The organism is Asanoa ferruginea (assembly GCF_003387075.1).
Lineage (GTDB): Bacteria > Actinomycetota > Actinomycetes > Mycobacteriales > Micromonosporaceae > Asanoa > Asanoa ferruginea.
The window spans coordinates 3,945,880-3,967,002 of record NZ_QUMQ01000001.1; the positions used below are offsets into that span (position 1 = coordinate 3,945,880).

The 21,123-nt window shown below is 70.1% G+C and carries 16 protein-coding genes and 1 riboswitch; of the genes, 10 read left to right on the forward strand and 6 right to left on the reverse strand.

The features are described 5' to 3' along the window. The first annotated feature begins 20 nt into the window (after nt 1-20). The gene (locus tag DFJ67_RS18470; RefSeq protein WP_116069128.1) at nt 21-1,244 is read left to right on the forward strand and encodes a PQQ-dependent sugar dehydrogenase; all 1,224 of its coding nucleotides are present in this window, start codon (nt 21-23) and stop codon (nt 1,242-1,244) included. A 21-nt stretch (nt 1,245-1,265) separates the two neighbouring features. Beyond that, nucleotides 1,266-2,924, forward strand: a complete 1,659-nt coding sequence (locus DFJ67_RS18475) for a metallophosphoesterase family protein (RefSeq protein WP_409362959.1) — start codon at nt 1,266-1,268, stop codon at nt 2,922-2,924. A 161-nt stretch (nt 2,925-3,085) separates the two neighbouring features. Here DFJ67_RS18475 and DFJ67_RS18480 read toward each other — a convergent pair whose 3' ends face one another. Continuing rightward, a complete protein-coding gene (locus DFJ67_RS18480; protein ID WP_116076367.1) occupies nt 3,086-4,354 on the reverse strand; it encodes a serine hydroxymethyltransferase in 1,269 nt (422 codons plus the stop codon). Between the two features lie 23 nt (nt 4,355-4,377). Continuing rightward, a riboswitch (ZMP/ZTP riboswitch) is annotated at nt 4,378-4,460 on the reverse strand. Between the two features lie 51 nt (nt 4,461-4,511). Further along, the gene (gene ilvD / locus DFJ67_RS18485) at nt 4,512-6,359 is read right to left on the reverse strand and encodes a dihydroxy-acid dehydratase (protein ID WP_116069130.1); all 1,848 of its coding nucleotides are present in this window, start codon (nt 6,357-6,359) and stop codon (nt 4,512-4,514) included. Between the two features lie 180 nt (nt 6,360-6,539). Here ilvD and DFJ67_RS18490 point away from each other — a divergent pair, with 180 nt between their 5' ends. The 5 genes from DFJ67_RS18490 (at nt 6,540) to serA (ending at nt 14,348) form a co-directional block, all read left to right on the forward strand. Next, entirely contained in the window at nt 6,540-8,972 is a 2,433-nt protein-coding gene (locus DFJ67_RS18490) for a putative bifunctional diguanylate cyclase/phosphodiesterase (protein ID WP_409362958.1), read from the forward strand. A 189-nt stretch (nt 8,973-9,161) separates the two neighbouring features. Beyond that, a complete protein-coding gene (locus DFJ67_RS18495; protein WP_116069131.1) occupies nt 9,162-11,048 on the forward strand; it encodes an acetolactate synthase large subunit in 1,887 nt (628 codons plus the stop codon). After that, nucleotides 11,048-11,563 (forward strand): acetolactate synthase small subunit, encoded by a 516-nt coding sequence (gene ilvN / locus DFJ67_RS18500; protein WP_116069132.1) that lies wholly within the window; start codon nt 11,048-11,050, stop codon nt 11,561-11,563. Before DFJ67_RS18495 ends, ilvN begins: the two co-directional genes overlap by 1 nt. A gap of 29 nt (nt 11,564-11,592) precedes the next feature. Beyond that, a complete protein-coding gene (gene ilvC / locus DFJ67_RS18505; protein ID WP_116069133.1) occupies nt 11,593-12,606 on the forward strand; it encodes a ketol-acid reductoisomerase in 1,014 nt (337 codons plus the stop codon). Nucleotides 12,607-12,749: 143 nt separating this feature from the next. Then, a complete protein-coding gene (gene serA, locus DFJ67_RS18510) occupies nt 12,750-14,348 on the forward strand; it encodes a phosphoglycerate dehydrogenase (RefSeq protein WP_116069134.1) in 1,599 nt (532 codons plus the stop codon). Between the two features lie 74 nt (nt 14,349-14,422). Here the strand turns inward: serA and DFJ67_RS18515 are convergent, their stop codons facing one another. Then, the gene (locus DFJ67_RS18515) at nt 14,423-14,773 is read right to left on the reverse strand and encodes a hypothetical protein (RefSeq protein ID WP_239097403.1); all 351 of its coding nucleotides are present in this window, start codon (nt 14,771-14,773) and stop codon (nt 14,423-14,425) included. A gap of 270 nt (nt 14,774-15,043) precedes the next feature. Beyond that, nucleotides 15,044-15,847, reverse strand: a complete 804-nt coding sequence (locus tag DFJ67_RS18520; protein WP_116069136.1) for an FAD:protein FMN transferase — start codon at nt 15,845-15,847, stop codon at nt 15,044-15,046. Between the two features lie 187 nt (nt 15,848-16,034). On the opposite strand from DFJ67_RS18520, the gene DFJ67_RS18525 reads away from it, so the two are divergent. The 3 genes from DFJ67_RS18525 (at nt 16,035) to DFJ67_RS18535 (ending at nt 19,757) form a co-directional block, all read left to right on the forward strand. Beyond that, nucleotides 16,035-17,066 (forward strand): 3-isopropylmalate dehydrogenase, encoded by a 1,032-nt coding sequence (locus tag DFJ67_RS18525; protein ID WP_116069137.1) that lies wholly within the window; start codon nt 16,035-16,037, stop codon nt 17,064-17,066. A 116-nt stretch (nt 17,067-17,182) separates the two neighbouring features. Continuing rightward, a complete protein-coding gene (locus DFJ67_RS18530) occupies nt 17,183-18,277 on the forward strand; it encodes a branched-chain amino acid aminotransferase (protein WP_116069138.1) in 1,095 nt (364 codons plus the stop codon). Between the two features lie 1,123 nt (nt 18,278-19,400). After that, entirely contained in the window at nt 19,401-19,757 is a 357-nt protein-coding gene (locus DFJ67_RS18535; RefSeq protein WP_116069139.1) for an LppU/SCO3897 family protein, read from the forward strand. 22 nt (nt 19,758-19,779) lie between these two features. Here DFJ67_RS18535 and DFJ67_RS18540 read toward each other — a convergent pair whose 3' ends face one another. Together DFJ67_RS18540 and DFJ67_RS18545 are read right to left on the reverse strand one after the other, a co-directional pair. After that, on the reverse strand, nt 19,780-20,511 hold the full coding sequence (locus tag DFJ67_RS18540; protein ID WP_116069140.1) for a tyrosine-protein phosphatase: 732 nt from the start codon (nt 20,509-20,511) through the stop codon (nt 19,780-19,782). 88 nt (nt 20,512-20,599) lie between these two features. Beyond that, nucleotides 20,600-20,986 (reverse strand): PRC-barrel domain containing protein, encoded by a 387-nt coding sequence (locus DFJ67_RS18545; RefSeq protein WP_116069141.1) that lies wholly within the window; start codon nt 20,984-20,986, stop codon nt 20,600-20,602. Nucleotides 20,987-21,123: the final 137 nt, after the last annotated feature.

Here is a 21,123-nt window from a genome sequence, read left to right on the forward strand (position 1 = left end):
TGGTGGGGCTCCGTTGATGCATGCACACCGTCTTGTCAGGGAGCCCCGCTAGGCTGTGCCGGGTGACCGGCCATCCCTCGTCCCGCCGCCGTGGCTTCGCCGTCGCCGCCGTGGCCGCCCTGCTGCTCGCGGCTTCCGGGTGCGCCTTCGGGCCGCCCGATCCCGACGCCGCGGGGGAGCCGCCCAACCTGCCGACGCCCTCCGCCGATCCGTCGGCGTCCAACGACGACGGCCTCGACCAGTCGGTCGCCGTCTCCGTCGTCGCCAAGGGGCTCGAGGTGCCGTGGGGCATCGCGTTCCTGCCCGATGGTGGCGCACTGGTCACCGAGCGCGACACCGCGCGGATCCTCAAGGTTGGTCCCGAGTCCGACACCAACGGGCTCAAGGTGACCACCGCGCAGACGCTCGACGGGGTCGACGCCCAGGGTGAGAGTGGGCTGCTCGGCATCGCGGTCTCACCGAAATACGAGACCGACAAAACCGTCTTCATCTATTACTCGACGGCTGACGACAACCGGGTCGCCAAGATGACCCTGGGCAGCCAGCCGAAGCCGATCGTGACCGGCATTCCGCTGTCCGGCATCCACAACGGCGGGCGGCTCGCGTTCGGGCCCGACGGCTTCCTCTACGTGACCACCGGCGACGCCTCCGATCGCGGGCGGTCGCAGGACAAGGCGAGCCTCGGCGGCAAGATCCTGCGGATGACGGCCGACGGCAAGCCGGCGCCGGGTAACCCGTTCCCCAACTCGCTGGTCTGGTCGATGGGGCACCGCAACGTGCAGGGCATCGCCTGGGATTCGGGGAAGCGGCTCTGGGCCACCGAGTTCGGGCAGAGCACCTTTGACGAGATCAATCTGATCCAGCCGGGCAAAAACTATGGCTGGCCGACCGTCGAGGGCAAGGCCGAGGGCGCCAACAAGGGCAAGTTCGTCGACCCGCTGGTGACCTGGCCGACCAGCGAGTCGAGCTGCTCCGGCGCGGCCGTGATCGAGCGGATCCTGGTCGCGGCCTGCCTCAAGGGCCAGCGGCTGTGGGCGATGGAGCTGACCGACTCCGGCACGATCCTCGGCGCACCACGCCCGCTGTTGCAGGGCGAATACGGCCGGCTCCGGGCCGCCGTCGCCGCGCCGGACGGGTCGCTCTGGGTCAGCACCTCCAACAAAGACGGGCGGGGCGACCCCAAGCCCGACGACGACCGCATCCTGCGCCTCGTGTTCTCCGGCGGCGGCGCGGGAAAGAGTTGACCGTGCCGGCAGCGGGGAATGATGGAAGACGTGACTGAGGAGGGCGACGGGAAGCCGGCGCGACGGGTCCGGGTCTGGGCGGCGCTCAAGCGGGCCGCGAAGTCCCGGCCGACCCGGCGCGGCGGCGTGCTGCTCTCGATCCTGGCGGTCGCGCTGGTCGGCCTGGTTATCGGCGTGCTCCTCGGCGCCCGCGCGCAGACCGACATCGGCCCGTTCCAGGCCGACCTCTCGCTGCGCCCGGCCACCAGCGGTGAGACCGAGGTCGTCGTGCCGCCGCTGGGCGCCCTGCACATCGACAGCCACGACGGTCCGCTGCGGTTCACCGTGCGGCTCGGCGCCCTCGACCAAAACCGCACCCAGGCGCTGATCACCGATCCCAACGGCATCACCCGGGCCAGCCAGAGCGTGGTCGACGACCTGGAAAACGGCATCCTGCGGCTCGGCTTCCGCACCGTCTCGGTCGCCGTACTCGGTGCGGTCGTGCTCGGTCTGCTGGTCTTCCGCAACACCCGGCGGGCGGCCTGGTGCGGCGGCGTCGCGCTGGTGGTCACGGCCGGCACCTTCGGGCTCGCGGCCGGCACCCTGCGACCTGATTCGATCGAGCAGCCGCGCTACGAGGGCCTGCTGGTCAACGCGCCCGCCATCGTCGGTGACGCGCGGCGGATCGCGCAGGACTACGGCAAATACGCCGAGCAGTTGAAGACGATCGTCGCCAACGTCAGCCGGATCTACACGACGGTCAACCGGCTGCCGATCTACGGGCAGACCGACGGCGGCATCCGCATCCTGCACGTCTCCGACCTGCACCTCAACCCGTCGGCCTGGCCGACCATCCGCACCGTGGTCGAGCAGTTCGACATCGACGCGGTGATCGACACCGGCGACATCACCGACTGGGGCTCCGAGCCGGAAGCGACCTACGTCGGCTCGATCTCGCTGCTCGGCGTCCCCTACGTCTACATCCGCGGCAACCACGACTCGGCGAAGACGGCGGCCGCGGTCGGCCGGCAGCGCGGCGCGGTCGTCCTCGAGAACCGGGTCACCGAGGTCGCGGGCCTGCGCATCGCTGGCATCGGCGATCCGCGTTTCACCCCCGACAAGGAAACGTCACCGGCCGGCTCCGGGCGTTCGAAGCAGGTCATCGAGCAGGTGTACGACGCCGGCGCCCAACTCGCCGCCACCGTCAAGGCGAGCGGGAAGCCGGCCGACGTCTGCCTGGTGCACGACCCGGAGTCGGCGCCCGCGCTCAACGGCGTCTGCCCGACGATCCTCGCCGGCCACATCCATCACCGCGAGGTGCGGATGCTGCCACCCGGCCCGACCATCAAGAACCCGAGCCGGGTTTTGGTCGAGGGCTCGACCGGCGGCGCGGGGCTGCGCGGCCTGGAGGGCGAGCAGCCCACGCCGCTGCAGATGTCGGTCCTCTACTTCGACGACGCCAAGACCTTGCAGGCCTACGACGACATCCAGCTCGGCGGCACCGGCCAGGCCCAGGTGACCCTCAACCGCACCGTGATCGCCCGCCCGCCGGTCAACCCGACGCCGACACCGACCCTGCCGACCCCGACCCCGACCCCGACGCCAACGGGCACGTCAACGCCGCCGGCCGACATCCCCGCGCCACCAACGGAAACCGCCGAACCGCTGTCATCGCCGTCCGGGACTCCGGCGGGTCGCTGATCCGCCGGCCGTTGCGGTGAGAGCGAGCGGCGACGAGCCTGGCAGCGGAGCGAAGCGCAGCGTTGTCTGGCGGGAGCGACGGTCGTGCCCACCGCGAACCCGAGCCATCCGCTCCAAAAAGGAGGTTGGGCGACAGCGAAGCCGCCCAGCCCCGTCACGCGTCAGGCCGCCCGATACCCCGGCATCGGGAAGGCGGAAAGCAGACCACGCACCTCGCCGGCGATGCGGTCGATGGTCGCCTCGTCGTCCTTTAGGGCGGCCGTGACCGTCTCGTCCATCCACGCGGCCACCTGCGGCATGTGCTCCTCGGTGAGCCCGCGCGTGGTCAGCGCCGACGTGCCCAGCCGGATGCCGGACGGGTCGAAGGGCTTGCGGGTGTCGAACGGCACCGTGTTGTAGTTGAGTTCGATGCCCGCCCGGTCGAGTGCCTGCGCCGCCGGCTTGCCCGCGATGCCCTTGCTGGTCAGGTCGGCCAGGATCAGGTGGTTGTCGGTGCCGCCGGAGATCAGCGTGAAGCCGTGCCCGGTCAGGGCCGTCGCGAGCGCCGAAGCGTTGGCGACCACCTGGTGCGCGTAGCGACGGAAATCGGCCGTGGAAGCTTCCTTCAGCGCGACCGCGATCGCCGCCGTCGTGTGGTTGTGAGGGCCGCCCTGCAGACCCGGGAAGACGGCCTTGTCGATCGCCGTCGCGTGCTCGGCGGTCGTCATGATCATGGCGCCGCGCGGGCCGCGGAGGGTCTTGTGTGTGGTTGTGGTGATCACGTCGGCGTGGCCGACCGGCGACGGGTGTGCGCCGCCCGCGATCAGGCCGGCGATGTGTGCGATGTCGGCGACCAGGATCGCGCCGACCTCGCGGGCGATGGTGGCGAAACCCGGGAAATCAATGGTCCGGGGTACGGCGGTGCCGCCGCAGAAGATCACCTTCGGACGTTCGGCGCGGGCCAGGTCGCGGACCTGGTCGAGATCGATCCGGCCGGACGTGCGGTCGACGTCGTAGCGGACCGGGTTGAACCACTTGCCGGTCGCCGACACCGACCAGCCGTGGGTCAGGTGGCCGCCCATCGGCAGCGACATGCCCATCACCGTGTCGCCCGGCGAAAGGAACGCCAGGTAGACGGCGAGGTTGGCGGGCGAGCCCGAGTAGGGCTGGACGTTGGCGTGGTCGACACCGAACAGGCTCTTGGCCCGGTCGATGGCCAGCGTCTCGATGGGGTCGATGAGCTGCTGGCCCTCGTAGTAACGCTTGCCCGCGTAGCCCTCGCTGTATTTGTTGGTCAGCACCGTGGAACTGGCCTCGAGCACCGCTTCGGAGACGTAGTTCTCAGAAGCGATCATTCGCAGCTTGTCGTGCTGGCGGGTGGCCTCGGCCTCGATCAGCGCGGCGAGATCGGGGTCTGACGCGGTCAGGTGTGGAATCGGTGGCACGTGCACGGTGGTCTCCAGAGGCGTCGAAAACGCCACACCCAGGCGCGCGGTGCGTCGTTGGGAGCTCCCCGGTGGTCAGTTCCACCTCGCTGCGCCAGTCGCGAGTACCCGCAAATGCTAACCGAGCCGGCGGCCGCCGGTGGGGCGACCGCCGGGCAAGGTGTTACTCCGGAACCTTGCGGTAGGCGCCGTCACTGGCCGAGGTGGCCATCGAGGCGTAGGCCCGTAGCGCCGCCGACACCGTGCGCTGCCGGTCGACCGGCGTGTAGGGCTTGTCGCGCTTCTCCTGCGCGACCCGGCGCGCGTCGAGCACGTCGTCGGGCACGTTGAGGGTCAACGACCGGGCCGGGATGTCGATGACGATCTCGTCGCCGTCTTCGACCAGGGCGATCAAGCCGCCGCCGGCCGCCTCGGGGGAGACGTGCCCGATCGACAGGCCGGACGTGCCGCCGGAGAAGCGGCCGTCGGTGATCAGCGCGCACAGCTTGCCGAGCCCGCGGCCCTTGAGGAACGAGGTCGGGTAGAGCATCTCCTGCATGCCCGGCCCGCCGCGCGGTCCCTCGTAGCGGATGACGACGACGTCGCCCGGTTGGATCTCCTTGGCCAGGATGCCGTCAACCGCGGCCTCCTGCGACTCGAACACCTTCGCGGGGCCGCTGAAGCGCCACAGTTCCTCGTCGACGCCGGCGGTCTTGACGACCGAGCCTTCAGGCGCGAGGTTGCCGTGCAGGATCGCCAGACCACCATCCGCGGTGTACGCGTGTGCGACGTCGCGGATGCAGCCGTCGGCGGCGTCGGTGTCCAACGTGGACCACCGGTTCTCGGTCGAGAACGGCTCGGTGGTGCGCACGCCGCCGGGCGCAGCGTGGAAGAGCTCGAGCGCCGCCTCCGACGGGGAGCCGCCGCGGATGTCCCACTCGGCCAGCCACGACGCCAGGTCGGGGGAGTGCACCGAGTGCACCCCGGTGTTGAGCGCGCCGCCGCGGGCCAGCTCGCCCAGGATCGCCGGGATGCCGCCGGCGCGGTGCACGTCTTCCATGTGGTATTTCGGCGTGTTGGGCGCCACCTTCGACAGGCAGGGCACCCGGCGCGAGATCGCGTCGATGTCGGTGACCGTGAAGTCGAGCTCGGCCTCCCGCGCGGCGGCGAGCAGGTGCAGCACCGTGTTGGTGGAGCCGCCCATCGCGACGTCGAGCGCGACCGCGTTCTCGAAGGCCGGCCGGCTGGCGACGTTGCGCGGCAGCACCGAGGTGTCGTCGCCGTCGTAGTAGCGCTTGGCCAGGTCGACGACCGTGCGGCCGGCGTCGGTGAACAGCTTGCGGCGGGCCGCGTGGGTGGCCAGCGTCGAGCCGTTGCCGGGCAGCGACAGGCCGATCGCCTCGGTCAGACAGTTCATCGAGTTGGCGGTGAACATGCCGGAGCACGAGCCGCAGGTCGGGCAGGCCGACCGCTCGATCTCACCGAGCTCGGCGTCGCTCACCTCGTCGTTGGACGCGGCGATCATCGCGTCGATCAGGTCGAGCTTGTTGCCCACGACACCGTCGACCGCGATGGTCTTGCCGGCCTCCATCGGCCCGCCGGAGACGAACACGGTGGGGATGTTGAGCCGCAGCGCGGCGATCAGCATGCCCGGCGTGATCTTGTCGCAGTTGGAGATGCAGACCAGCGCGTCGGCGCAGTGCGCGTTGACCATGTATTCGACGGCGTCGGCGATCAGCTCGCGGCTGGGCAGCGAGTAGAGCATGCCGCCGTGGCCCATCGCGATGCCGTCGTCGACCGCGATCGTGTTGAACTCGCGGCCGACGCCGCCGGCCTCGGCGATCGAGTCGGCGACCAGCGCGCCCATGTTGCGTAGGTGCACATGCCCGGGTACGAACTGCGTGAAGCTGTTGGCAATGGCCACGATCGGCTTGCCGAAGTCATCGTCGGTCATCCCGGTGGCCCGCCAGAGGGCCCGGGCGCCGGCCATCGTCCGTCCGTGTGTCGAGGTTCTGGAGCGCAGCTCAGGCATGTTGTCAAGTCTCGCACCGCGCAACCCGGCAAGCGCGCGTCAGGTACGTCATACGTCCACCAGACGGGACAGTTGACGGGGTGAATTGCGTCATATGCCGGAATGCGCCGTAGACGCGAGTCGGGTGTGCGTCGCACATAGAGTCCCCCATGCGTCGTTTGCATCCGGCACAGTTGATGTGTGCACTTCGGGACCGGTGCGGCCCTTGCAGCCGCCGCAGGCACCTTGGCGGCTGCGGTCGTCACGGTTCTGTTGGTTTCCTCCGCGCGGGCCCGCGTCGGCGCCGCCCGCCAGGCCCACCTCATGCTCGCGATCGGCAGCGCGCTCGCCGCACTGACCACGGCGATCGCGCTGGTCGGCGTCCTCACGTTCGCCGAACAGTGGGGCCACCACCAGGAGGCCCGCACCAACTTCGCGATCGGCATCGGCATCGGCGCCGCGATCGGTGCCGGGGTGATGTGCGCCGGCCTGCTCCGGCTGCCCTGGGCCGCCGGCACCCGGCGGATCGCCGGCCGGCACCTGCTCGACGCGTTGGTGATCGCGTTCGCGCTCTGGTTCGTCGGCTGGGTCCTCGTGTCGCCGCCGACGCAGATCTTCGGCCCGGCGACACCGCGCCCGTGCGTCGGCCTCTACGTCTCCGCCGCGGCCGCCGCCCTCGCGGTCGGCATCGTCGTGATCGTCACGATGCGCGGCGCCGGTTCCCGGCTGCGCCTGCTGCTTATGGGCTGCGGCGCGATCTCCGTGGCCGCCTGCGGCGTCGGGCTCACCGCCGGGCTCTGCCAGGCCGGCCCCGGCCTGGCCACGCTGAGCGGCGTGGTGATGCCGATCGCGCTGATGGTCGTCGCGTTCGCCGGCCGCGGCGTCGACACCGAGGCGATCGCCGAGCTCGACGTGATCCGCCGCGGCACCTCCTACGCGTTCGTCCCGATGCTCGCGATGGCCATCTCCGGGATGGTGCACGTGATGATCGGCGGCCAGTTCACCGCGATGGGCATCGCGCTCGGCAGCCTCGAGGGGTTCGCCCTGGTGGCCCGCCAGTTTGTCGCGCTGCGCGACGTGCGCAACTACGCGATCCGGCTGCAAGACGGCGAGGCGCACTTCAAGGAGCTGGCACACACCGACCCGCTGACCGGCCTGGCCAACCGCCGCGGCCTGCTCCGCGCGCTCGCCGAAGAGGTCGAGCCAGGCAAGCCGTGCGTGCTGCTCGGCCTCGACCTCGACGGCTTCAAGAACGTCAACGACATGCGCGGCCACGACGTCGGCGACGACGTGCTGGTCGAGGTCGGCCAGCGGCTGCGGATGAACCTGCGCCCCGGCGACGTGGCGGCCCGGCTCGGTGGCGACGAGTTCGCGGTGCTGATGTGGGCCAAACCGCACGAGGCCCAGGGCGCGGCCGAGCGACTGCTCCGGGTGCTCAACAAGCCCTACGAGCAGAAGTCCGGCCGGGTGTTCCTGAGCGTCAGCATCGGTGTCGCCGGTGGCGAGACGGCGTCCGACGAGTCCACCCTGCTCCAGCACGCCGACCTGGCGCTGCGCTACGCCAAGCAGCGCGGCAAGAACCGGGTCGAGCGCTACCACGCCTCCTACGACCAGCTCCTGCGCCGCCGCACCACCCTCGAGCACGAGATGCGCGGCGCGATCGAGCGGGGCGAGCTGCACCTCGCGTTCCAGCCCGTGGTGATCATGCCGTCGGTGCAGCCGGTCGGCGCCGAGGCGCTGCTCCGCTGGCACCACCCCGACCTGGGCGCGATCCGCCCCGACGAGTTCATCCCGATCGCCGAAGAGTGCGGCATGATCGCCAAGCTCGGCGCCTGGGTCCTTCACCAGGCCTGCCACCAGCTCTCCCGCTGGTTGGCCGACGGGCACGATGTCTGGGTCAGCGTCAACGTCTCGCCGCGCGAGCTGCACGCGCCGGAATATGTCGACCAGGTCGCCGAGGCGCTGCGCGCACACCGGGTGCCGCCGCAGCGGCTGGTGCTCGAGGTCACCGAGCACGCCGTCGCCACCGACCTCGACGAGCTGATCAAGCGGCTGCGGGCGCTGCGCGCGATCGGCGTCCGCATCGCGCTCGACGACTTCGGCACCGGCTACTCATCGCTCGGCCAGCTCCGCCGGCTGCCGATCGACATCCTCAAGATCGACCACAGCCTGGTCGCCGAGGCCGAGCCGGGCGGCGACCGGGCCCTCCCGCCGCTGATCACGCTCGCCGGTGGCCTCGATCCGCTGGGCAACACGAAGCCGACCCGCCCGAAGGGCGGCCCGCTGGTCGACATCGTGGTCCGGCTGGGCCACCGGCTCGGGCTAGAGGTGATCGCCGAGGGCGTCACCAACCAAAACGAGCTGTCCGCCGTGCTCGACGCCGGCTGCCGTTTCGGGCAGGGCCAGCTCTTCGGCTGGGGCGTCCCGGCCGAACACCTCGAAGCCATGCTCGACGCCGCGACGTCGCCCGGTGCGCGACGCGACAGAACCACCCGTTCGAGTACGGTCGGCGAAAAGTTGGCTGATCGCCCCGCATGCGGGGAGCTCGCTCCGCCAGCTCAGCGGGCCGTCGCGACACCCCCGGCCCAGGATGTGGGATCAGTTGACTCATCCCGCGAGATACGCCAAAGTTAGGTCCATGTCGCCACGCTGGTCGTCTCGAGTACTTATCTGAGCGCACTCTCACCCCAGAGAGTGCGCTGGCCCCGTGCATTTGCACGAGGGCCATTTTTGTGCCCAGACGCACGTGACCCGGATCACCGCGGTCGCCGCAACTAGATCGTCAACACCACACGAGCGCAGAACCGAGCGAAGGCATCCGCCATGACGAGACCCACTCCCGAGACCATCGCCCACCGGATCCATGCCACGCCGGCCACGATCGCCGCGCAGGCCAGCCACGGCAGCCACGCCGAGCGCCCGCAGCCGCCGGCCGAGCGTCCCGTGCCGGCCCAGCAGCCCGCCCCGGTCAAGGTCACCGGCGCGCAGTCGCTCGTGAAGTCGCTCGAGTCGCTCGGTGTCGAGGTGGCATTCGGGATCCCGGGCGGAGCGATCCTCCCGCTCTACGACCCGATCTACGACTCGTCGGTCCGCCACATCCTGGTCCGCCACGAGCAGGGCGCGGGACACGCCGCGACCGGGTATGCGCAGGCCACCGGCAAGGTCGGCGTCTGCATCGCGACCTCGGGCCCGGGCGCGACCAACCTGGTCACCCCGATCGCCGACGCCTACATGGACTCGGTCGCCATCGTGGCGATCACCGGCCAGGTCGCCCGGCCGGCCATCGGCACCGATGCCTTCCAGGAAGCCGACATCCAGGGCATCACGCTGCCGATCACCAAGCACAACTACCTCGTGCAGACCCCCGAGGAGATCCCGCAGATCCTGGCCGAGGCGTTCCACCTCGCGAGCACCGGCCGGCCCGGCCCGGTCCTGGTCGACGTGCCCAAGGACGTGCTCCAGGCGATGACCACGTTCAGTTGGCCGCCGACCCTCGACCTGCCCGGCTACCGGCCGACGCTGCACCCGCACGGCAAGCAGATCCGCGAGGCGGCGCGCCTGATGAGCGGCGCCAAGCGCCCGGTGCTCTACGTCGGCGGCGGCGTGCTCAAGGCCGGCGCCACCGAGGGGCTGCTCAAGCTGGCCGAGCAGACCGGCATCCCGGTGGTCACCACGCTGATGGCGCGCGGCGCGTTCCCCGACTCACACCCGCAGCACCTGGGCATGCCCGGGATGCACGGCACGGTCGCCGCGGTCTACGCGCTGCAGAAGTCTGACCTGCTGATCGCGCTCGGCGCCCGGTTCGACGACCGGGTGACCGGCAAGCTCGACTCGTTCGCGCCCGACGCCGCGATCGTGCACGCCGACATCGACCCGGCCGAGATCGGCAAGAACCGCGCCGCCGACGTCCCGATCGTGGGCGACGCCAAGTATGTGATCGAGGAGCTGCTCGGTGCCATCGCCACCGAGCAGGCCGCCGGCCGCACCGGTGACCGCACCGCGTGGTGGGCCCAACTCGACGACCTGCGCACGCGCTACGGGCCGGGTTACGAGGAGCCGACCGACGGCACGCTCGCACCGCAATACGTGATCGAGCGGATCGGCAAGCTCGTCGGATCCGACGCGATCTACTGCGCGGGCGTCGGCCAGCACCAGATGTGGGCGTCGCAGTTCATCAAATACGAGAAGCCCTACACCTGGCTCAACTCCGGCGGCGCCGGCACGATGGGCTACGCGGTCCCGGCCGCGATGGGCGCCAAGGTCGGCATGCCCGACACGGCGGTCTGGGCGATCGACGGTGACGGCTGCTTCCAGATGACCAACCAGGAGTTGGCCACCTGCGCCCTGGAGCGCATCCCGATCAAGGTCGCCGTGATCAACAACGGCAACCTCGGCATGGTGCGCCAGTGGCAGACGCTGTTCTACGGCGAGCGCTACTCCAACACCGACCTGGGCACACACAAGCACCGCATCCCCGACTTCGTGAAGCTGGCCGAGGCGCTCGGCTGCATCGGGCTGCGCTGCGAGACCAAGGAAGACGTCGACAAGACGATCGAGGCCGCGATGGCGATCAACGACGCCCCCGTGATCATCGACTTCGTGGTCGGCAAAGACGCCATGGTGTGGCCGATGGTGGCCGCCGGCACCAGCAACGACGAGATCATGTTCGCCCGTGGCGTCCGCCCGGCCTTCGACGAGGATGAGTTGTGATGTCCAAGCACACACTGTCAGTGCTGGTGGAAAACAAGCCCGGTGTCCTGGCCCGGGTGTCGGGGCTGTTCTCCCGGCGCGGCTTCAACATCGACTCGCTCGCGGTCGGCGAGACCGAGCACGCCGAGATCTCCCGCATCACGATCGTCGTCAACGCCGACGAGTCGCCGCTGGAGCAGGTCACCAAGCAGCTCAACAAGCTGGTCAACGTCCTCAAGATCGTCGAGCTCGACCCGGTGCAGTCCGTGCAGCGCGAACTCGTCCTGGTGAAGGTGCGCGCCGACCGCGCGGTCCGCTCCCAGGTGCTCGAAACCGTCAACCTGTTCCGGGCCCGCGTCATCGACGTGGCGTCTGACACGTTGACCATCGAGGCGACCGGCACCGCAGACAAGCTGGACGCGCTCCTGCGCGACCTCGAACCGTTCGGGATCAAGGAGATGGTCCAGTCCGGGATGGTCGCGATCGGGCGCGGATCACGTTCCATCACGACCGGGCCGGCGCTCCGCGCCGCCTGACCGACAGCACCACACGCGAGAGGGAAGTCATGACCGCTGAGGTTTTCTACGACGACAACGCCGATCTGTCGATCATCCAGGGCAAGAAGGTCGCCGTCCTGGGCTACGGCAGCCAGGGGCACGCGCACGCGCTGTCGCTGCGCGATTCCGGCGTCGACGTCGTGATCGGCCTGCCGGCCGAGTCGAAGAGCCGGGAGAAGGCGCAGGAGCAGGGCCTGCGGGTGGAGACGCCGGAGGTGGCGTCCGCCGAGGCCGACGTCATCATGGTGCTCGCCCCCGACACCGCCCAGCGCAAGCTCTACGCCGAGGCCATCGAGCCCAACCTCACCGAGGGCAAGGCACTGTTCTTCGGCCACGGCCTCAACATCCGCTACGGGTTCATCACCCCACCGGCCAACGTGGACGTCGCCATGGTCGCGCCGAAGGGCCCGGGCCACCTGGTGCGCCGGCAATACGTCGACGGCAAGGGCGTGCCGGTGCTGGTCGCGGTCGAGCAGGACGCCACGGGCACCGCGCTCGCGCTCGCTCTGTCGTACGCGAAGGCGATCGGCGGTCTTCGTGCCGGCGGCATCAAGACCACCTTCAAGGAAGAGACCGAGACCGACCTCTTCGGCGAGCAGGCTGTCCTCTGTGGAGGCGCGTCGGCGTTGGTGCAGACCGGTTTCGAGGTGCTCACCGAGGCCGGCTACGCCCCGGAGATCGCCTACTTCGAGTGCCTCCACGAACTCAAGCTCATCGTCGACCTGATGTACGAGGGCGGCATCGCCCGGATGCGTTACAGCGTCTCGGACACCGCCGAATACGGTGACTACTCCCGCGGCCCGCGCGTCATCGACGCCCGCGTGAAAGACGAGATGCGCCGCATCCTCGGCGAGATCCAGTCCGGCGAGTTCGCTCGTGAGTGGATCGCCGAAGACGACAACGGGCGCCCCAACTTCACCAAGTGGCGTCAGGAAGGTGCGGCTCACCCGATCGAGGAGACCGGGCGCAAGCTGCGCGGAATGATGAGCTGGGTGGACCGTCCGATCACCGAAACGGCGTGACGACCGACACGCCCTAACAGCGTGATAGCTCCCGTTGTGAGGGCAAACACGCCCTAGGGACAACATGGGGCGCCGGCCCGGCGCCTACCATTTCAACGGTAGGCAGCCGCTGCCGGCGCCCTTTCCCTAATTTACGAGGACCTATGACTCCCGTAGTTCTTATCGCCGAAGAACTGGCCCCCGCCGCGATCGACGTGCTCGCGCACGACTTCGATGTCCGTCACGTCGACGGCTCCGACCGCGAGGCGTTGCTGCCCGCGCTCGCCGAGGCCGACGCGGTGATCGTCCGCAGTGCCACCCAGATCGACGCCGAAGCGATCGCGGCCGCGCCGCGGCTCAAGGTGGTCGCTCGCGCGGGCGTCGGCCTCGACAACGTCGAGGTGCCGGCCGCCACCGCGCGCGGCGTCATGGTGGTCAACGCGCCGACGTCGAACATCGTCTCCGCGGCGGAGCAGGCGGTCGCCCTGCTGCTCGCGGTCGCGCGCAACACGGCGAGCGCGAGTTCCGCGCTCAAGGCGGGGGAGTGGAAGCGGTCCAAGTACACCGGCGTCGAGGTCCAGGGGAAGACCGTCGGCGTGGTGGGACTCGGCCGCATCGGCGTGCTGTTCGCGCAGCGGATCGCCGCGTTCGGCACGCGACTGATCGCCTACGACCCCTACGTGCAGCCGGCCCGGGCCGCTCAGCTCGGCGTACGCCTGGTGGGTCTGGAGGAGTTGCTGCGGGAGAGCGACTTCATCTCCATCCACCTGCCGAAGACGCCGGAGACCGTCGGCCTGATCGGTGAGAAGGAACTGGCGCTGGTCAAGCCCGGCGTCCGCATCGTCAACGCCGCGCGCGGCGGGCTGATCGACGAGCAGGCGCTCGCCGACGCGATCGCCGAGGGCCGGGTCGGCGGCGCCGGCATCGACGTCTACAGCAAGGAGCCGTGCACCTCGTCGCCGCTCTTCGCGTTCGACAACGTCGTCGCCACGCCGCACCTGGGCGCCTCCACCGCCGAAGCGCAGGACAAGGCCGGCCTCGCCGTCGCCCGTTCGGTCAAGCTGGCCCTCCAGGGCGAGTTCGTGCCCGACGCGGTCAACGTGCAGGCCGGCGGCATCGTCGCCGAAGACGTCCGTCCGCTGCTGCCGCTAGCCGAGAAGCTCGGCCGCGCGTTCACCGCGGTCGCCGGTGGTGTCGCCGCCAGCGTGACCGTCGAGGTCAGCGGCGAGATCCTGACCAACGAGGTGTCGGTGCTCAAGCTGGCCGCCACCAAGGGCCTGTTCGCGTCGGTGGTCGAGGAGCAGGTCACCTACGTCAACGCGCCGCACATCGCGGCCGACCGCGGCGTCGAGGTCAACCTGGTCACCCTGCCCGACACCGCGGAGCAGCCGACGCTGGTCACCGTTCGCGGCGCGCTGCCCGACGGCCGTTCGGTCAGCGTCTCCGGCACGGTCACCATCTCGGGCACTCGCGAGGTCGCGAAGCTGACCGAAGTGGACGGTTTCGCGCTCGAGCTGGCCGCCGACGGCATCCTGCTGTTCTTCCGCTACGCCGACCGTCCCGGCGTGGTCGGCGCGATCGGCTCGATCCTCGGCGAGCACGGTGTCAACATCGCCGCCATGCAGGTCGCCCGCCGCGAGGCCGGCGGCGAGGCGCTGATGACGCTGACCGTCGACTCGTCGGTCGACGCCGAACTGCTGGCTTCGGCCCAGACGGCGATCGGCGCGGGCGCCGCCAGCGCGGTCGACCTGCGCACCGAGTAACACCAACGCACGAAAACGGGACGGGTGGCCACTGTGCCGCCCGTCCCGTTCCGCTATGTCGTTATGTCGCTCGGTCAGGAGGACATAGCTCCCGGCGGGTAGACCGTGCCGCCCTGTGGGTCGAACAGCATCAGCCCGTGCTTGCCGGCGAGCTCCTCGACCGTCAACAGCACCTCGTCCGGGCACTCCTCGTCGAGTTTCATCTCGACGTGGTCGGTCGCCACATGCAGGGGCGTGACCGCCCACGGCGAACCGTTCGTGTCCCGGTCCGGGTACACCGCCGTCATCGCGGCGTAAAACTCGGCGATCTTCCGATGCGGGGCGCCATCCACGTGCTCGCCCTGCCGGCACAGCTCGAACGCTGCGCCCACGTCGTCTGCCGAGGCGTCCGGGTCCATCGCCCAGACCACCAGATCGAAACTCACGGGCATACCTTGCCATCCAGCTAACGCGAGATGACGACTGCCCCATCCGCGACACGCGGCGCATACTGACCCTTGCGTCCCCTTGCGTCGAATCGATAGCGTGGTCGAGCGGTTACGCAGTGAGGTTTTCGGCTGATCTTCGGGTGATCAGACTGTCGTCGAACTCGTAACCACCCTCGGTGGTGCGCAAGCCAGCGCACACGATCGTTGATCAGCTCCCCGTCGCCATTGCCGAGGCGGCGGGGAGCTGATTGCACGATGGGGCCGCGTTCAGCGGTGGCTGGCCAGCGCGCCGAGCAGGATGGTGCCGGTGTAGCCCTCAGGAGTGGGGAACCAGGCCAGGCCGGCTTCACCGGCCGCGTAGAGCGCCGTGGCGTAGGCGTCGGCCACCGCCAGGTCGGGGCCCATCACCGTCGCTGCGCGCAGCTCCTCGACCGCCGACGCGCGGTGCGGGTCGACGACGTGCCCGCGGCGCCCGGTGACACCCGACGTGCCGATGGCGCCGGCCGTCAACTCGAGCAAAACCGGCTTGCGGCGCGCCTCGTATGGGTGATGGACCGCGATCCGCCAGGGACCGCCGTGGGGTGCGTTGCCGCGCACGGTGAGGTCGCCGCCACTGGCGACGGCGTAGTCGGTGATGCCCGCGGCCCGCACCCGAGCCGCCGCCCGTTCCATCGCCCAGCCCTTCACCAGCGCGCTGGGGTCGAAGCCGCCCGGTGCCGACCAGGCGTCGAACCAGCCGTCGGTGGCGGCGCGCATGGCGTCGCAGCGGGCGACCAGGTCGGCCAGCGGTGCGTAGGCATCGGGCGCGACCTCGCCGCGGCGCAGGCGGGCGACCAGGCTGGACTCGCGGATCGGGCTGTAGGCGAAGTCGACCGCCCGCAACTCGGCGACCGCGTCGGCGATGGTGGCGGCGAGCGTGCGGCGGCTCATCCACTCCGGGCTGACCAGGGTCAGTGTGAAACCGGCCGTGGACGTCTGCACGGTGTGGTGTGCGACCAGGCCACCGTTGGCGGCGGCGGGGTGGGCGAGCGTGCTGGCCGGGCCGCCGCCGAGGCGTAGGTCTGGGCGCATCGGGCCCCCTTCCGGCTGTGACTGCGATAAACCTAGGATTTGCGGGTGACGGGGGCATGAGCGCCAGCTGAGAGTTTCCTGGGGCATTCTGCCCGATTCCGCATAGTGGGAGCGGCATACCGGTTGTCGGGACGATGCCTTAACGTTTGTTAGACCGTTTCGTTGGCGAAGGAGCTTTGACGTGTCTGTGGCGCGGATCGCGGTGGTGGCCGGCGACGGCATCGGTCCCGAGGTGATCGACCAGGCGCGCAAGGTGCTCGACGCGGTGCTCCCGGGTGTCGAGGCGACCGAATACGACCTTGGCGCGGCGCGCTACCACCGCACCGGTGAGGTGCTGCCCGACTCGGTGCTCGACGAGCTGCGCGGCCACGACGCGATCCTGCTCGGCGCCGTCGGCGACCCGACCGTGCCGCCGGGCGTGCTCGAGCGCGGCCTGCTGCTCAAGCTCCGCTTCGCCTTCGACCAATACGTCAACCTGCGCCCCTCGCGGCTCTTCCCGGGCGTGGTCAGCCCGCTGGCCGGGGTCAAGCCCGGCGAGATCGACATGATCGTCGTGCGCGAGGGCACCGAGGGTCTCTACGCCGGCGCCGGCGGCGGCCTCCACCGGGGCACCCCCGCCGAGATCGCCACCGAGGAGAGCCTCAACACCCGGCACGGCGTCGAGCGGGTGATCCGCGACGCGTTCGCGCGCGCCTCGCGGCGCCCCCGGCGCAAGGTCACCCTCGTCCACAAGACCAACGTGCTCACCCACGCCGGCTCGTTGTGGGCCCGCACCTTCGAGGCCGTCGCCGCCGAGCACCCCGACGTGGCGACCGAATACCAGCACGTCGACGCCGCCGCGATGTTCCTCGTGACCCAGCCGCAGCGCTACGACGTCATCGTCACCGACAACCTCTTCGGTGACATCCTCACCGACATCGCCGCCGCCGTGACCGGTGGCATCGGCATGGCCGCCAGCGGGTGCATCAACCCAGAGCGGGCACACCCGTCGATGTTCGAGCCGGTGCACGGCTCCGCACCCGACATCGCCGGCAAGGGCGTGGCCGACCCGGCCGCCGCCGTGCTCTCGGTCTCACTGCTGCTCGACCACCTCGGGCACGCCGACGCCGCACACCGAGTAGCCGAGGCGGTCGCCGCTGAGCTGGCCGGGCGCAACTCCGGCACGCCGCTGCGCACCGCCGAGATCGGCGACCGGCTCGCCGCGGCCGCGATCGGCTGAGCGGTTTAGCCGGGGCTCCCTCTCCCCCTTGAACGACCGTTCGGGGTAAGTTTCTTCGCAGCCCTTACTGAGCGTTGCCGGCCCTGTCCGCCGGCTTACCTGGAGGTCCAATCGCCATGAGCGGTGGTGACAAGCTCGACTTCGAGATTCGCCCGAATCCTCGGCCGGTAGATGCCGCCGAGCGCGCCGCGCTCATGGTCGACCCCGGATTCGGGCGGGTATTCACGGACCACATGGTGACCGCCCGTTACGCCGAAGGAAAGGGCTGGTACGAGGCCCGGGTCGAGGCCCGCGCCCCGATCCAGATGGACCCGGCGAGCGCGGTCCTGCACTACGCCCAGGAGATCTTCGAGGGCCTCAAGGCCTACCGCAACGCCGACGGCACGGTGACCATGTTCCGCCCGGAGGCCAACGCCGAGCGGTTCTCCACGTCGGCCACCCGGCTGGCGATGCCCCACCTGCCCGAGGGCGCGTTCGTCGACTCGCTGCGCCGCCTGATCGACATCGACCGTGACTGGATCCCCACCAACGGCGAAGACAGCCTCTACCTGCGCCCGTTCATGTTCGCCAACGAGGTCTTCCTGGGCGTCCGCCCGGCGATGGAATACCTCTACGTGGTGATCGCGTCGCCGGTCGGCTCCTATTTCAAGAATGGGATCAAGCCGGTCAACGTGTGGGTCAGCCCCGACTACACGAGGGCCGCGCCCGGCGGCACCGGCGCCGCGAAGTGCGGCGGCAACTACGCGGCTTCGTTGCTCCCGCAGCAGCAGGCCGCGGCCAACGGCTGCGACCAGGTCGTCTTCCTCGACGCGGTCGAGCAGCGCTGGATAGACGAACTCGGCGGCATGAACATCTTCTTCGTCTACGACGACGGCACACTGGTCACGCCGCCGCTGGGCACGATCCTGCCGGGCATCACCCGCGAGGCCGTGATGCGCTTGGCCACCGACGCCGGCCGGGCCGTAATCGAGCGCCCGGTGGCGTTCGACGAGTGGCAGCGCGACGCCGAAAGCGGCCGCATCCGCGAAACCTTCGCCTGCGGCACGGCGGCGGTCATCACCCCGATCGGCGAGGTCCGCTTCGAGGGCGGCGCGTTCAAACTGGGTGACGGCGGCTTCGGCGAGGTGACGATGGGGTTGCGCAAGCAACTCGTCGACATCCAGCGCGGCCGCACCGCCGACCCCTACGGCTGGGTTCACAAAGTCCTCTAAGGACAGATCAACAAATAGATGTCCCGGGTCCGTCGGGGGCGCGACCGTCGCTCCCGCCGGAATCCGGCCTCCGCGTTTGGTCGCGCCGCAACCAAACCCAACTCTGCGCCGGCTTCTCTGGATTCCGGCGGTGGCGTCGCTTTACCGCCCCGGGGTTGCTTACTGCCCGTAAGCGGCGGCGGCGGGCTGATCGCCGCGACCGCGACGGCGGCGAAGCGGCTGCGGCCCGACAGCTCGCGGAGCCAGTCGGCGGACAGCAGCCCGCCGCCGGAGAACACCCAGTAGCCGACGGCTGATCCGCTTGGTCCGGAGTACCCGGGCAGTGCCGGTCGGGTTTGCCTTTATGGACCGTCCGAAGTGGTCGGCACTGCCGCGTCCCGCTTGCGGGCAGCGGTCGGCCAGGGTTTCGCTGGAGGTCGTCGCCGATCGTCACGTAGCGAGCCGTCGACCGATGGCCGCCCTGCCAACGCGCCTTTGCTCTGCACCCCTGTAGGAAGCGCCTAACGATTCAGGTGCTTCCTACAGGGGTGCAGAGCAAAGCGTGCGAAGAGGCGTCGGGCGACCGCCAGCCGGAGCCGGCCAAGGTCAGGGACCGCGCGGCGACAGCCGGCAGGTGCGCCCCCGGCGTTCGGGTGGTGGATGGGCGCTGACTGGCCAAGAACAGGGGCAACGGGCGAGGCATTGATGATCTAGGGTTCCGACCGGAGTTTTCACCGAGAGGAACCACGTGTCCGACCAGTCCACGAACCCGCCCGCGCCGCAGCCACCGGCTGGCGCACCCACGCCACCGGTCGCGGTCACCCCGCCGGCTGGGGCGCCTGCGCCGTCTCCTGCGTTCAACCCGCAGGCTGGGGCGCCGTCGCCGTCGGCCGCGTTCACCCCGCCGGCTGGGGCGCCTGCGCCGTCTTCTGCGCTTAACCCGCCGGCTGAGGCGCCGTCGCCGTCGCCGTCGGCCGCGTTCACCCCGCCGGCTGGAGCGCCCACTCCGCCCCCCGCGTTCAATCTGCCGGCTGGAGCGCCGTCTCCTGCGTTCACCCCGGCGGCTGGGGCGCCGTCGCCCGCGTTTAGCCCGCCGCCCTTCACCGCGCCGCCGGCCGGTGCGTTTCCGGCGGGTGGGTCGGTGATGGTCGAGCCGGCCGAGCCCAGCAACAAGAAGATGGTGCTTCGCAGGCTTCTCGGTGCGGCGGTCGCGCTGATCGTGTTGATCGTGATCGGGACGATCTGGTCCGTCGCCACCGGCGACCCGAGCATCGCCGGCACCGGCGACTGTCTGATCGGGCAGAGTTCCGACGACATGAAGGTCGTCGACTGCGACGACGCCTCCGCCGAGTGGACGGTGCTCGACGAGGTGGAGAACGTCCGCGACGACGCCGCGGGCGAGAACTACACCGGTTGCTCCGACCACCCGACCGTCGAGGCCTGGGTCTGGTCCGGTGAGGGCCACAACGGCGACGTGCTCTGCCTCGAACCCATCAAGTAGTGACGCCGACCGGGGAGAGCGCCTAGCGCTCGGCCCCGGCCTCCGGTGTCAGCAGGTGCGACCGCAGCGCGGCCAGGTCGGCCTCGGTCAGGCCCGCGTGCTTGGCGTAGCCCTCGATCGAGCCGTGCTCCGCGCGCAACTCCTCGAGGAACAGGTGCATCGCCGCCGCGGGGGAGGACATGAACGGCGCCGGCGGCACCTCGGCCGACGGGAGCGACGCCCGCAGCCACGCCGAGAAACGCTCCGACGCCGCCGTGCTCAGGGCATAGTCGGCCGCCACGTCGTCGTCGCTGACGCCCACCAGCGACAGGGTCAGCGCGCACACCACACCCGTGCGGTCCTTGCCGGCCACGCAGTGCACGACCACCGGCGCCGAAGACGGGTCGGCGATCACCTTCAACGCCGCGCCGATGCCCTCGGTGCCCAGCGACGCCAGCTCCCGGTAGCGGTCGGCGATGAATCGCTCCAGCGACTCGCCCGGCGCCGCCAAGCCCCACTCCGGGTGTTCCGGGTGGATGTGCCGGTAGTCCAAGCCGGGGTAGTCGAGCACCCGGCCGTCGCGGGCTACCTCGCGCGGGCGGCGCAGGTCGATCACGGTCCGCACGCCCAGCGCGGGCAGTTCGGCGGCCGAGACCCGGTGGGGCGAGTCGGACCGGAACACCCGGCGCCAGCGCACCGTGCGGCCGTCGAGTCCGGCATAGCCACCGATGTCGCGAAAGTTGAAGGTGCCGTCCAGGGCGTAAGACCGTTCCATGGACGGTACGGTATCGCACGACTGACCATCTACTGTGGACACAGACCGGCGCCCGCCAGGTGAATGGCGGGCGCCGGGATTGACCGAACTACAAGCGCGGCCGGGCGGGGTCGTACATCTCGCCGTAGTAGCCGCCGAGCTTGTCCCGGTAGGCCGGATCGGTGTGCACGTCGGCGTCGTACTCCGGAGCGTGTTTGATCTCGTCCTTGCTCCGGTCGACATGCACCTTCTTGCCGTCGTGGTCGACCTGGTTGACGACGCCGGCGGGCAGCATGACCTTCTTGCCGAAGATCCATGCCCCGGTGTCGACCACCAGGTGGCTGGCGTCGACGTCGTAGTTGGCCGCATCGATTTTGCCGATGCCGCCGTCGGTCGCCTCCACCTTGTAGCCGACCAGTTCCGAGCCGATCACGCTGGCCTCGTCGCGGAACGACCACGGGTCGAACGGTGTCGTCTGAGGGTCGGGCCGGTCCATAGGAACCTTCACTCCTCGTATCGACTGTCGTACTCGGTCGTGAACTTCCTACCCGCCGCAAGGGGTACGAAACCCCCCAACGGGTGATCCCGACATGTGGTCAGGGAGTTGGCGTCACGGCCAGGCCGTGGCAAAGT

What these genes read in the sequence shown, in the direction of transcription:
- DFJ67_RS18470 (WP_116069128.1), top strand. Translation starts at nt 21, where the DNA reads ATGCACACCGTCTTGTCAGGGAGCCCCGCTAGGCTGTGCCGGGTGACC.
- DFJ67_RS18475 (WP_409362959.1), top strand. Translation starts at nt 1,266, where the DNA reads ATGGAAGACGTGACTGAGGAGGGCGACGGGAAGCCGGCGCGACGGGTC.
- ilvD (WP_116069130.1), bottom strand. Translation starts at nt 6,359, where the DNA reads ATGCCTGAGCTGCGCTCCAGAACCTCGACACACGGACGGACGATGGCC.
- DFJ67_RS18495 (WP_116069131.1), top strand. Translation starts at nt 9,162, where the DNA reads ATGACGAGACCCACTCCCGAGACCATCGCCCACCGGATCCATGCCACG.
- ilvN (WP_116069132.1), top strand. Translation starts at nt 11,048, where the DNA reads ATGTCCAAGCACACACTGTCAGTGCTGGTGGAAAACAAGCCCGGTGTC.
- ilvC (WP_116069133.1), top strand. Translation starts at nt 11,593, where the DNA reads ATGACCGCTGAGGTTTTCTACGACGACAACGCCGATCTGTCGATCATC.
- serA (WP_116069134.1), top strand. Translation starts at nt 12,750, where the DNA reads ATGACTCCCGTAGTTCTTATCGCCGAAGAACTGGCCCCCGCCGCGATC.
- DFJ67_RS18520 (WP_116069136.1), bottom strand. Translation starts at nt 15,847, where the DNA reads ATGCGCCCAGACCTACGCCTCGGCGGCGGCCCGGCCAGCACGCTCGCC.
- DFJ67_RS18530 (WP_116069138.1), top strand. Translation starts at nt 17,183, where the DNA reads ATGAGCGGTGGTGACAAGCTCGACTTCGAGATTCGCCCGAATCCTCGG.
- DFJ67_RS18535 (WP_116069139.1), top strand. Translation starts at nt 19,401, where the DNA reads ATGGTCGAGCCGGCCGAGCCCAGCAACAAGAAGATGGTGCTTCGCAGG.
- DFJ67_RS18540 (WP_116069140.1), bottom strand. Translation starts at nt 20,511, where the DNA reads ATGGAACGGTCTTACGCCCTGGACGGCACCTTCAACTTTCGCGACATC.
- DFJ67_RS18545 (WP_116069141.1), bottom strand. Translation starts at nt 20,986, where the DNA reads ATGGACCGGCCCGACCCTCAGACGACACCGTTCGACCCGTGGTCGTTC.